This window comes from Lysobacter auxotrophicus (assembly GCF_027924565.1).
Lineage (GTDB): Bacteria > Pseudomonadota > Gammaproteobacteria > Xanthomonadales > Xanthomonadaceae > Lysobacter_J > Lysobacter_J auxotrophicus.
Map to the genome: position 1 here is coordinate 2,372,305 of NZ_AP027041.1, position 12,763 is coordinate 2,385,067.

The 12,763-nt window shown below is 69.0% G+C and carries 8 protein-coding genes; 7 read left to right on the forward strand and 1 reads right to left on the reverse strand.

Annotated features, from left to right (window positions below; translation table 11 throughout):
* Positions 1-397 precede the first annotated feature (397 nt).
* A complete protein-coding gene (gene rne, locus LA521A_RS10560; RefSeq protein ID WP_281778866.1) occupies positions 398-3,607 on the forward strand; it encodes a ribonuclease E in 3,210 nt (1,069 codons plus the stop codon).
* Positions 3,608-3,967: 360 nt separating this feature from the next.
* Here the strand turns inward: rne and LA521A_RS10565 are convergent, their stop codons facing one another.
* A complete protein-coding gene (locus LA521A_RS10565; RefSeq protein ID WP_281778867.1) occupies positions 3,968-4,615 on the reverse strand; it encodes a response regulator in 648 nt (215 codons plus the stop codon).
* Positions 4,616-4,859: 244 nt separating this feature from the next.
* Between LA521A_RS10565 and LA521A_RS10570 the strand changes: the two genes are divergently transcribed.
* The 6 genes from LA521A_RS10570 to LA521A_RS10595 all read left to right on the forward strand — a co-directional run bounded on the left by LA521A_RS10570 (position 4,860) and on the right by LA521A_RS10595 (position 12,729).
* Positions 4,860-5,657, forward strand: coding sequence for a M28 family metallopeptidase (locus LA521A_RS10570; RefSeq protein WP_281778868.1), 798 nt, complete (start codon positions 4,860-4,862; stop codon positions 5,655-5,657).
* Positions 5,658-5,712: 55 nt separating this feature from the next.
* Positions 5,713-6,522, forward strand: a complete 810-nt coding sequence (locus LA521A_RS10575; protein ID WP_281778869.1) for an isocitrate lyase/PEP mutase family protein — start codon at positions 5,713-5,715, stop codon at positions 6,520-6,522.
* Between the two features lie 203 nt (positions 6,523-6,725).
* Positions 6,726-7,346, forward strand: coding sequence for a transcriptional repressor LexA (gene lexA, locus LA521A_RS10580; RefSeq protein WP_281778870.1), 621 nt, complete (start codon positions 6,726-6,728; stop codon positions 7,344-7,346).
* Complete coding sequence (gene imuA, locus LA521A_RS10585; RefSeq protein WP_281778871.1) at positions 7,346-7,987, forward strand: translesion DNA synthesis-associated protein ImuA; 642 nt, start codon at positions 7,346-7,348, stop codon at positions 7,985-7,987. The genes lexA and imuA overlap by 1 nt, the downstream gene beginning before the upstream one ends.
* A gap of 9 nt (positions 7,988-7,996) precedes the next feature.
* Positions 7,997-9,451, forward strand: a complete 1,455-nt coding sequence (locus tag LA521A_RS10590) for a Y-family DNA polymerase (protein ID WP_281778872.1) — start codon at positions 7,997-7,999, stop codon at positions 9,449-9,451.
* On the forward strand, positions 9,448-12,729 hold the full coding sequence (locus LA521A_RS10595) for an error-prone DNA polymerase (protein ID WP_281778873.1): 3,282 nt from the start codon (positions 9,448-9,450) through the stop codon (positions 12,727-12,729). The genes LA521A_RS10590 and LA521A_RS10595 overlap by 4 nt, the downstream gene beginning before the upstream one ends.
* The last annotated feature ends 34 nt before the right edge of the window (positions 12,730-12,763 follow it).

Sequence of the window (12,763 nt, forward strand, 5' to 3'; positions counted from 1 at the left end):
GATTTCGCAGGAAGTTGCACTCCAAGAGGCCGAAAGCCCTTTCCTGCGATTCCGGTCCGCGCCTAGCCACTGCCCCCGGGGCAGCCATGTTAGCAGCGATGGCCCGGCGGAACCCCACCTTGCCGGAGCGGGTCAAACCGCCCGTGATGAACACGTCCCGTGCGGCCCTCGTGCCGCCGGTCCCTAGTTGTCCGGAAGAAACAATTAAGCGCTCCCGCGGCGTGCCGTGGTGTCGTAGCGCTGGAAAACTTGAGGCCGCAGCGCCAGGCCCCGCACCCAAATGCGACCGGCGCGCGGCTTGCGGTATCCAGAGGCGAAACGCCCCACGGCGTTCCGCGGCTGCAGGACGCATGCGTCCTGCGCCGACCACGCGCAGGAGCGCGCGAGGAACGCAACAATGAAGCGAATGCTGATCAACGCGACGCAGGCGGAAGAACTGCGCGTTGCCATCGTCGACGGCCAGACCCTGTACGACATCGACATCGAACAGCCGGCCAAGGAACAGAAGAAGTCCAACATCTACAAGGGCCGCATCACCCGGCTCGAACCCTCCCTGGAAGCTGCCTTCGTCGAATACGGCGCCGAGCGCCACGGCTTCCTGCCGCTGAAGGAAATCTCCCGCGATTACTTCCAGGCCGGCGTCGACCACAACAAGGCGGGCCTGCGCGAACTTCTGCGCGAAGGCCAGGAAATCGTCGTCCAGGTCGACAAGGAAGAACGCGGCAACAAGGGTGCGGCGCTGACGACGTTCATCTCGCTCGCCGGCCGCTACATGGTGCTGATGCCCAATTCGCCCACGGCCGGCGGCGTGTCGCGTCGCATCGAGGGCGAGGATCGCGCCGAGCTCAAGCGCGCCATGGACGCGCTGAACATCCCCGACGACATGGGCGTGATCATCCGCACCGCCGGCGTCGGCCGCGATGCCGAAGAACTCCAGTGGGACCTCGACTACCTGCTGCAGGTGTGGAAGTCCGTCGCCGAGGCCGCGCTGAGCAAGCCCGGCCCGTTCCTGATCTACCAGGAATCGCGCCTGATCATCCGCGCCCTGCGCGACTACATGCGCCCGGACATCGGCGAGATCCTCGTCGATACGCCCGAGATGTACGGCGAGGCGCGCGATTTCGTCGAACAGGTGATGCCGCACAACCTGCGCAAGCTCAAGCACTACACCGACGACACGCCGCTGTTCAACCGCTTCCAGATCGAATCGCAGATCGAGAATGCCTACGAGCGTGAAGTCCGCCTGCCCTCCGGCGGCGCGCTGGTCATCGACCAGACCGAGGCGCTGACGGCCATCGACGTGAACTCGGCGCGGGCCACCAAGGGCGGCGACATCGAGGAAACCGCGTTCAACACCAACCTGGAGGCGGCCGAGGAAGTCGCGCGCCAGATGCGCCTGCGCGACCTGGGCGGCCTGGTGGTGATCGACTTCATCGACATGTCGTCCAACAAGCACCAGCGCGAGGTCGAGAACCGCCTGGCGCACGCGCTCAAGCAGGACCGCGCGCGCGTGCAGATCGGCCGCATCTCGCGCTTCGGCCTGCTCGAACTGAGCCGCCAGCGCCTGCGCCCGAGCCTGGGTGAATCCAGCCAGCTGGTTTGCCCGCGCTGCGAAGGCCATGGCCGCATGCGCAGCGTCGAGTCGCTGTCGCTGTCGATCCTGCGCCTGGCCGAAGAACACGCCATGAAGGAAAACACCGGCCAGGTGCTGGTGCAGGCGCCGACGGAAATCGCCAATTACCTGCTGAACGAGAAGCGCCGCGCGCTGAGCGAGATCGAAAAGCGCCACGACGCGCCGATCGTCATCGTCGCCGACGAGCAGCTGCACACCCCGCATTACGAAGTCACGCGCATCCGCGAGAACGAACTGGGCGAGGAATCCAACAAGCCCAGCTACCAGCGCGGCACCCCGCGCAAGCTCCCGACGCATTCGCTGACCAAGGCCCACCTGAACATCCCGGCCGCCCCGGCGGTGACCAACGTCAAGCCGGCCCAGCCCGCTCCGCTGCGCGAGCCGCGCGAGCAGCAGGTCGCCGCCCCGGCGCCCGCCCCCGCGCCCGCTCCGGTCGCCACGCCGACGCATTCGATCGGTGTCGTCGAGCGCATCCTGCGTTTCTTCCGCGGCACGAGCACGCCGATCGCGGTGGAACCGACGCCGGCTGCCCGTCCGCAGGAAAACCGCGGCGGACGCAACGAGCGCGGCGATCGCAACGACAAGCGCCGCGACGGCCGCAACGGCAAGCAGGGTCGCGATGGCCGTCGCGACGAGCAGCAGCCGCGTCGCGAGGAGCAGCGCCGTGACGAGCCGCGTCGCGATGAGCCGCGTCGCGAGAAGCAGCCGCAGCAGCAGGCCCAGCAGAAGCAGCAGAAGCAGCAACAGCCGCAGCAGGGCAAGCAGCAGCAACCCAAGCAACCGAAGCAGCAGCAGGCCCAGCAGCAGGCGCAGGCCGAAGAGCGCAGCCAGGCCCAGCCGCTGGCCGCCGAGGCCCGTGCGCCGCGTAACGAGCCCAAGCCGGCGCCGGTCAAGGCCGAAGCGAAGCAGGACGTCGTAAAGACCGAGACGCCGGCGACCACCGCCGCGGATGTCGCAATCGCCGCGCCGGCCGTCATCGCGGCCGCGGCTACCGTTTCGGACGCCAGCGAAGCCGCAACGCCGGCCTCCGTGCAGACGGGCGAAACCGTCGCCAATGCCGAGGCGGCTCAGGGCGAAGGCGCGGGCGAAGGCGGCAGCCGTCGTCGTCGCGGTCGTCGCGGCGGCCGTCGTCGTCGTCGTGGTGGTGGCGAAGCCGCTGCCGGCAGCGACGAGGCCCAGTTGCACGACGAGCACGACGACGCGTCCCTCGACGATGAGGACGACGCGCCGGAAACGCACGCCGCCGAAGGTGCCGCCCCGACCCCGGCGGCGCAGCGTTCGCAGCCGGAGTTCGATTTCGACGACGAACCGGCTGCGTCCATGCCGTCCACGCCGTCGAACGTGACGCAGGCCCCGGCCGCGCCCGCTCCGGTGGCGACGCCGGCACAAGCCGCGGTGGCGACGGTGGCCGCCGCCACGACGGCCGTCGTCGAGAAGTTCGACGCGCCGAAGACCGAGCCATCGGCTGCGGTCGCCACGAGCCCGGAACCGGACACGTCCAAGGACGCACCGGCCGAGCCCACGGTCGTCGTCGAGCAGCCGGTGGTGGTGCCCGAACCCGTCCCGGCCCCGGAAAAGGTCGAGGAACCGGCGGTGATCGATCCGGCGCCCGTCGCTCCGGCCGAAGACGCGCATCCGCCGAAGCAGGCCGAGGCGGAAGTGACCGACTCGCGCCCGCAGGCGCCGACGCCCTCGGCCGCGACGCTCACCAACGGTGACGTCCCGCGTACCGCCGGCCTGTTCGATTCGCTGCCGCACGACACGCGCTCGCCCGTCGCCGAGACCGCGCCGGTTGGGGCGCCGGTGGACGCGTCGGTCGCCGGTGAGGCGCAGGCGGACGAAGCTGCTGCACCGAACGACGTCGCGAGCGCCATCGAAGGGACCGAGCCTTCGCCCGCCGAAGCCGCCGCCGAGCACGTCCACGAGGCGACGCAGAACGAAGGCGATCGCAAGCAGGAATCCGGGCACGTCTGATGCCCGGTCTTCATCGCTGAGACTACGAAACCGGCTGCCTTCGGGCGGCCGGTTCTGTTTTGGGCCTATGGCGAAGGCGATATCGACGTCGACACGCTGCGGGATGCTTTCCGCTCAGCGCATGACGGCGGCGAAACGAACAAGACGAACAACCGAGATCGCCGCGCAGCGGGTTTCAACGTTCCGGCATCGCATGGACGAAAGCGGTGACGTCGCAACCATGGAGTCCCGCCTGCGCGGGAATGACGTCACAAGACAACGCACACGGATGGCGTCGACGGACGCCCGATCAACGCGATGAATGCTGCGCGCTCGACGGCGCGAAGCATGACTGGCAGCAACCCGTCACGAAGCGACCGGTCAGATCGCCCGCGTCGGATCCATGATCCCGTAACGGCTCGCCAAGCGCGCCAGCGCGATGCTGTCGCCGATATCGAGCTTCTCGAACAGACGCGCCTTGTGCGTGTTGACCGTCTTCGCGCTCAGGCTCAGGCGCTTGGCGATGACGTCCTGCCGCAGGCCCTGGATCAGCATCAGGGCGATTTCCATCTCGCGCGGCGACAGGCTGTCGAACGGCGATGCACCGCCGTCGATGCCGGCCAGCGCGAGGTTCTGCGCGATGCCGCTGGCGAGGAAACGCTTGCCGCGCGCGACTTCGCGGATCGCGCGCAGCAGCTCCGCCGCGTCGCCGCCCTTGCCGACGTAACCGGACGCACCGGCTTCCAGCAGGCGTTTGGGCATCGGTCCGTCCTGCAGTACCGACACGATGATCACCTTGGAACCCTGCTCGCCCTTGATGATGCGCTCGGTCACTTCCAGGCCGCTCAGCCCCGGCAGGTGCAGGTCGCACAGCACCACGTCCGGCTTGAGCTTGCGGATCAGCGGCAACGCTTCCTCGCCGCTTTCCGCGTCGCCGACCACGTCGATGTCGTTCTCGCCCGACAGGATCAGGTTCAGCCCCGTCCGCACGAGCGCGTGGTCGTCGATGATGAAAACCCGGATTTCCATTCCTGCTCCCGTTTGATGGCGTGTGCCCGTTGCCCGTCGAGGGCCTTTCGGCCCATCCCAAGTCCCCGGGGCTGGGGCACACTGAACCGGATTCTAACGGGGGACCCCACCGATGCACCGACTGTTAGTTGCGACCCTTCCGATCCTTTTTCTCACTGCCTGCGCCACGCCCGATGCCGCCGCGCCGTCGACGCCGGCCAGTGCGCAAGCCGCGCAGCCCGCTTCCGCGCAATGGTTGTCCGACGTGCGCGCAATCAGCGACGCGGGTGAAAACGCACAGCGCCGCGCCGCCATCGGTGCACGCCTGGACGCGCTCGACCTCGACTGGCGCAAGGCGCCGTTCGAAGCCAACGGCAAGACCGGCGAGAACCTCATCGCGAACGTTGCCGGCCCGACGGATGCGCCGCTGCTGCTGATCGGCGCGCATTCGGACCGCGTCGCGGTCGGCCACGGCGCGACCGACAACGCCTCCGGCAGCGCGGCCGTGCTCGCGCTGGCCGAGCGCTTCCAGCGCCAGCCGCTGAAGCACCACCGCGTCGCCATCGCCTTCTGGGATCTGGAAGAAGAAGGCCTGCTCGGTTCCAAGGCGTTCGTCGCCGACGGTTCCACCAGGCCGGCGCTGTACGTGAACTTCGACGTGTTCGGCTGGGGCGACACGCTGTGGATGATGGCGCCGGCGCAGAAGCAGACGGCGCTGGTCGACAGCAGCCGCGCCGCGACGCAGGCGCTGCGGCTGGGTTTCTCGCCGGGCGAGCAGTATCCGCCGACCGATCACCTGCCCTTCCTGCGCGCCGACTGGCCGGCGGTGTCGTACTCGCTGGTGGGCGCCGATGAAGTCGCGCAGGTGCTGGAGGCTTACGCCGGCAAGAAGCCGCGCACGCCTGCGAAGGTGATGCGCGTGATCCACACCGACCAGGACGTGCTCGGCCAGATCGACGCGCAAGCCGCGGTGCGCGGTGTCGACGCGGTCGAACGCGCGCTTCGCGAGTGGGATGCGATGTCGGCCGCTTCGTCCACCACGACGTCCGAAAGCGGCCGGTAAAGCCGCCGGAACGCTGCGAACATCCGTCGCGTCGTCCCGACCATCGAGGCCCACCATGCACGCCCGCAATGCCGAACACGCCGAACGTTTCCGCACGCTGCACACGCGCGGCGTCTTGCGCCTTGCCAACGCATGGGATGCCGGAAGCGCGCGCCTGATCGAAAGTCTCGGCGCGCCGGCCATCGCCACCACCAGCGCGGGCGTGGCGTGGGCACGCGGTTACGTGGACGGCGATGTGCTGCCGATCGAGCGCCTGCTCGATACGGCGAAAGACATCGCGCGCGTCATCCGCGTACCGCTGTCGGTCGACATGGAGGGCGGCTATTCGGACGATCCGGCCGCCGTCGCGACGAACGTCGTGCGCGCGGCGGACGCCGGCGCGGTCGGCATCAACCTCGAGGACGGCGGCGGTTCGCCGGATGCGCTGTGCGCCAAGTTGTCGCGCATCCGCGAAGCGCTCGCCGCGCGCGGGCTGGACGTCTACGTCAACGCGCGCACCGACGTGTACCTGCGCGGCCTCGCGCCACCGGACGAGCGCATCGCCGCGGTGCTCGAACGCGCCGCGCGTTACCGCGACGCCGGCGCCGACGGCCTCTTTGTTCCGGGCCTGACCGATGCCGGTGCGATCCGCGAGATCGCATCCGGCGCCGGCCTGCCGCTCAACGTGATGCTGCGCCCCGGCCTGCCCGCGCTGGAGGAACTGGAGGCGCTCGGCGTGCGCCGCCTCAGCGCGGGCTCGGACCTCGCCGAAGCCGTGTTCGCGCACGTGGGCGCCCTCGCCGGCGCCTTCCTGCAGGACGGTCGCGCCGCACCTGGCGAGCGCATGGCGTATGGGGCGGTCAACGCGCTGTTCTGCGATCGATGAGACGCAACCGGCCAGGATCGCCGTGTCGAAGGGCGTGATCGTCCCGACTTCGCAGCTCGATTGCGTTCGAACAAAGTCGCGCAACCTCTTGATTCCTGAGTGTCGCAGCCGGTGATACACCGCCGCGCTTAGATCGGCCCAAGCCCGGGCTTGCCCGCGGCCGCGAAGGTAAATAGATTTTTACCTCAGCCAGGCCCGTATCGATGTCCGACCTCACCGCTCGCCAGGCGCAGATCCTCGCCTTCATCCAGGATCACACCGACGCCGAAGGCCTGCCTCCGACGCTGCAGCAGATCGCCGATGCATTCGGCTTCCGCCAGGCCTGCGCGGCGCACAAGCACGTCCGGCGGCTGGAACAGGCCGGGCATCTGCAGGTGCGGCCGAACCAGGCGCGCGGAATCCGTCTCGCCTCGCGGACGTCGACGCCGCAGCGCGAGGACGACCGCCTCACCCTCGCCGTACTCGGTCGTGTCGCCGCGGGCGCGCCGATCGGCGCCGATGCGGGGATCGAGCGCGAGCTGCGCATCGACCGCGCGCTGTTCGCCACCGTGCCGGATTACCTGCTGCGCGTGCAGGGCGATTCGATGCGCGAGGAAGGCATCTTCGATGGCGATCTGGTCGCGGTGAAACGCGCGAGCGATGCGCGCGACGGGCAGATCGTCATCGCGCGCATCGACGAGGAAATCACCATCAAGCGGCTGGAGCGCAACGCGCACGGCCTCCGGTTGTTGCCGCGCAATCCCGACTATCCGCCGATCGAGATCGCGCCGGGTTGCGATTTCGCCATCGAAGGGCTGTATTGCGGCCTGGTGCGTACCGACTGATGGCCGCCCAGGTCGTCCCGCTCGAATCGTTGCTGTCCGCGCGTACCGTCTGGCGCGCGGGACGTCAGGCCGCGCCTGCGCCGCTGGGCGAATCCACCGGTTTCGCCACGCTCGATGCGCTGCTGCCGCACGGCGGCTGGCCGCAGGGCGCGTTGAGCGAGCTGCTGATTCCGGCCGAAGGCGTGGGCGAACTGACGCTGCTCATGCCGACCCTCGCGCGCATGACGCAGGCCGGGCGGCTGGTCGCGTTGATCGCGCCGCCGTTCTGTCCCTACGCGCCGGCGTGGCAGCGCGCGGGCGTGGATCTGCGTTACCTGGAGATCGTCGACACGAACGCGCAGGCCGGCACGAAGGGCGCGCTATGGGCGTTCGAACAATGCCTGCGCAGCGCGGCGTTTTCGGCCGTGCTGGGCTGGCCTTCGAATGCCGACGGTCCGGCGCTGCGCCGCCTGCAGGTGGCCGCGGACACCGGCGAATGCCTCGGCTTCGCCGTGCGCGACAGCAAACACGCCGACAACCCCTCCCCCGCCGCGCTGCGCATCGAGCGCGTCGAAAACGACTGGCGCATCCGCAAATGCCGCGGCGGCCAGGTTCCCTCGCAAGGATTCGCGCCACCGTCGCACGCCGTTTCGCCGGGCTGAGGCCGCACCGTGCTCTGGGCCTGCATCCGCCTGCCGCATCTGGCGCTCGACGCCGTCCTTCGCGACGTCGACGATCCCGCGCGTCCGCTCGCCCTGGTCACCGGTCCCGCGCAGTTGCGCACGTTGCACGCGGTGAATGCGCCGGCAGCCGAAGCCGGGCTTCGTCCCGGCATGCGCCTGACCGCCGCCAACGCCTTGTGCGCGCAGGCCGCGCTGCACGATCACGATGCCGATCGCGATGCACGCGCGCACCGTTTCCTCGCCGCGTGGGCATACCGCCACAGTTCGCTGGTGAGCGCGCAATGGCGGGGCGCGATCGCGCTGGAAGCCAGCGCGAGCTTCCGCCTGTTCGGGCCGTGGCCGAAGCTGGAAGCCAAACTGCGCCGCGAACTGGACGCACTGGGTTTCCAGCATCGCATCGCGTTGGCGCCGACGCCGCGCGCCGCGCAGGTGTTCGCGGGGTTGCGCGATGGCTATGCGCTGCCCGATCGCGATGCGCTCGGGCCCACGCTCGACCGCGTGCCGATTCGCCGCGCCGCGTTGCCCGACGACGCCGGCACGCGCCTGTACCGCATGGGCATCCGTTCGCTGAAGGAACTGCGCCAGTTGCCCCGCGATGGCATCCGGCGGCGCTTCGGCCTGCCGCTGCTGGAGCACCTGGATCGCCTCTACGGCACCGCCGACGATCCGTTGGACTGCTACCAGCCGCCCGATCATTTCGATGCGCGCGTCGAGCTGGGTTACGAGGTCGAAAGCCACCAGGCGCTGCTGTTCCCGCTGCGGCGTCTGGTGAACGACCTGGCCGTGTACCTGTCGGCGCGCGACGGCGGCGTGCAGCGTTTCGTGATCCGTCTCGAACATGAGGTGCTCAGGCGCGAGGCCGGCGTGCGCGAGAAAAGCCACACCGACGTGCAGGTGGGCCTGCTTGCCGCCGAACGCGACGCCGCGCTGCTGATGGACATCGCGCGCAACCGCCTGGAGCAGGCGTCGATCGACAAGCCCGTCGTCGGGCTGCGCCTTCTCGCGCGCGAGTTGCCGCCGTTCGTACCGGCCGCGCGCGACCTGTTCGACACGCGGCCGTCGCAGGCGATGCCGTGGCCACAGTTGCGCGAACGCCTGCGCGCGCGGCTCGGCGACGATGCGGTGTACCGCATCGCGCCCACCGGCGATCCGCGCCCGGAACGCGCATGGCGCACCGCCGGCGCCGAGGAGGACGCCGCATGCGTCACGCCCGCGCCCGTGCGCCCGCCCCGCCCCACGTGGCTGCTCAAGCATCCGGTACCGCTGAGGCAATCCGGCCTGCGCATCGTGTCCGGCCCGGAACGCCTGGAAAGCGGCTGGTGGGACGACGACGACGCGCGCCGCGATTACTACGTGCTGGAAACCCCGCAGGGCCAGCGCGCCTGGGCTTTCGCCGATCCCGGAAAACGCGGCGAATGGATGCTGCACGGCTGGTTCGCATGAGCTGGGACGACGCCATCGACGGCGTGGATCGCGAAACGCCGGGCGATCACATCCCGCGCGCGTTGCAGGTCGGCCTGCGGCTTCGCCATGCGGCCAACGACGACATCGACGACGACGCGCCGCCGTACGCCGAACTGCATTGCCTGTCCGATTTCAGCTTTCTGCGCGGCGCGGCGAGCGCGGAGCAGCTGTTCGAACGCGCACGGCAATGCGGCTACCAGGCATTGGCGATCACCGACGAATGCTCGCTCGCCGGCATCGTGCGCGGACTGGAAGCGTCCCGCGCGACCGGCGTGCGGCTGATCGTCGGCAGTGAATTCCGCCTCACCGACGGCACGCGCTTCGTCCTGCTGGTCGAGAACCCCGCCGGTTACACGCGCCTGTGCGAACTCATCACGCGCGGCCGCCGCGCGGCGGGGAAAGGCACCTACAAGCTCGCGCGCGCCGACGTGGAGGCGGTGTTCGCATGCCGCGACCCCGGCGTGTTCGCGCTGTGGCTGCCCGACCACGCGCCCGGGAAAAACCCGGACGAACACGCCGGTCGGTGGCTACGTACCCTGTTCGGCGACCGCACTCACCTGGCCGTCGAACTGCACCGCGAGGACGACGACGACGCGCGTCTGCGCATGCTGCTCGCGCTCTCGCAATCGCTTCAGATCACGCCGATCGCAACCGGCGACGTGCACATGGCCACGCGCCGGCAGCGCATGCTGCAGGACACGATGACCGCCATCCGGCATAACCTGCCGCTGGACGAGTGCGGCGCGCACCTGTTCCGCAACGGCGAGCGCCACCTGCGCGCGCGACGCACGATCGCCAACATCCATCCGCACGCATTGCTCGACGCCGCGGTGAAACTTGCCGCTCGCTGCGCATTCGATCTCGGCGAAAAACTGCCCTATCAATACCCGAAAGAGCTGGTCCCCGAAGGCGAAACGCCGGCCTCGCACCTGCGCGCGCTGACGATGGCCGGCATGCGCAAGCGATGGCCCGAGGGCGCATCGGAAAAGGTGAAGAACCAGATCGAGAACGAACTGGCGCTGATCGCGAAGAAGCAGTACGAAGCCTTCTTCCTCACCGTCGAGGACATCGTGCGCCATGCGCGCGAACGCGGGATCCTGTGCCAGGGTCGCGGTTCGTCGGCCAATTCGGCGGTGTGTTACGCGCTGGGGATCACCGCGGTCAACCCCGACGAAAGCCGCCTGCTGATGGCGCGCTTCATTTCCGAAGAACGCGACGAGCCGCCCGACATCGACGTGGATTTCGAGCACGAACGCCGCGAGGAAGTGCTCCAGTACGTCTACAACAAGTACGGACGCGAACGTGCGGCGCTGGCCGCGACGGTGATCCGCTATCGCGGCAAGAGCGCCGTTCGCGACGTCGCAAAAGCGTTCGGTCTTCCGCCGGATCAGATCGCACTGCTCGCCGGTTGCTACGGTTGGGGCAACGCGGGAACGGAGATGGAACAGCGCCTCACCGAAACCGGCTTCGACCCCAACAACCCGCTGATCCTGCGCGTGCTGGCCATCACCGCGCAGCTGGAGAACCATCCGCGCCACCTGTCGCAGCATGTCGGCGGTTTCGTGATATCGCAGGCACCGCTGTCCACCGTGGTGCCGGTGGAAAACGCGGCGATGGACGACCGCACCATCATCCAGTGGGACAAGGACGACCTGGAGACGATGAAGTTGCTGAAGGTCGATTGCCTCGCGCTGGGCATGCTGACCTGCATCCGCAAGGCGATCGCGCTGGTGGAGAAACATCGCGGCCGCAAGCTCGACATCGCCACGATCCCCGCCGACGACAAGCCCACCTACGCGATGATCCAGCGCGCCGACACGGTGGGCGTGTTCCAGATCGAATCGCGCGCGCAGATGACGATGCTGCCGCGCCTGAAACCCGAGAAGTTCTACGACCTCGTCATCGAAGTGGCGATCGTACGGCCCGGTCCGATCCAGGGCGGCATGGTGCATCCGTACCTCAAGCGTCGCATGAAGCAGGAACCGGTGGAGTATCCCTCGCCGGAACTGGAGGAAATCCTCAAGCCCACGCTGGGCGTTCCGCTGTTCCAGGAACAGGTGATGGAACTGGTCATCGCCGCGGCGAATTACTCGCCCGGCGAAGCCGACAAGTTGCGGCGTTCGATGGCTGCATGGGGCATCAGCGGCGACATGGAGCCGCATCGCCAGCTCATTCGCCAGCGCATGCTCGCCAACCAGTACAAGCCCGAGTTCATCGACCAGATCTTCGATCAGATCAAGGGCTTCGGCTCCTACGGTTTCCCGCAGAGCCACGCGGCGTCGTTCGCCAAACTCGTCTACGTGAGTTGCTGGCTCAAGCGGCACGAGCCGGCGGCGTTCGCGTGCGCGCTGCTGAATTCGCAACCGATGGGCTTCTATTCGCCCAGCCAGATCGTGCAGGACGCGCGGCGCGGCGCCCCGAAGCGCGCCGTCGACGAGTTCGCCGACGAGCAAGCCCGCGCGCGCGCGATGCGCGAAGCCGTGGACGTGCTGCCGGTCGACGTGATGCACAGCGACTGGGATTGCACACTGGTCGGCGGCGATGCGCGCACGCAGCCGGCGATCCGGCTGGGGTTGCGCGAAGTCAAAGGGCTGTCGGAAGCGGCGGCGAACGCCATCGTCGCCGCACGCGCGCGTCGTGCATTCACCGACCTGCAGGATCTGCGGCAGCGCGCCGGCCTGGACGAGAAAACCTGCAAGGCGCTGGCCGAAGCCGATGCGCTCAAGAGCCTCGTCGGCCATCGTCATCAGGCGCGCTGGTCGGTAGCCGGGCTCGAACGTCGCCGGCCGCTGTTGCCCGGCAGCCCGGACGAGGACCGGCTCGACCTGCCCGCCCCGCGCATCGGGGAGGAAATCCTGTCCGACTACCGCGCCACCGGCCTGAGCCTGTCGTCGCATCCGATGGCGCTGCTGCGGCCGCAGCTGGACGCGCAACGCATCAAGGGATCGCGCGACCTGCGCGAGGCGCGCCATGGGCGCGGCGTGCACGTCGCCGGCCTGGTCACGCAGCGCCAGCGTCCCGCCACGGCCAAGGGCACGATCTTCGTCACGCTGGAAGACGAGCATGGGATGATCAACGTGATCGTCTGGCCCGACCTCGCCGCGCGCCAGCGCAAGCCGCTGCTGGATTCCACGCTGCTGGCCGTGCGCGGCCGCTGGGAACGCGTGGACGGCGTGGAGCACCTCATCGCCGCGCATCTGACCGACCTGAGCGGACTGCTGGGCGAGCTGCAGTCGCCGTCGCGGGATTTCCGCTGAACCGGACCGGATGTCCGGCCGGGCCCGCTCGCCA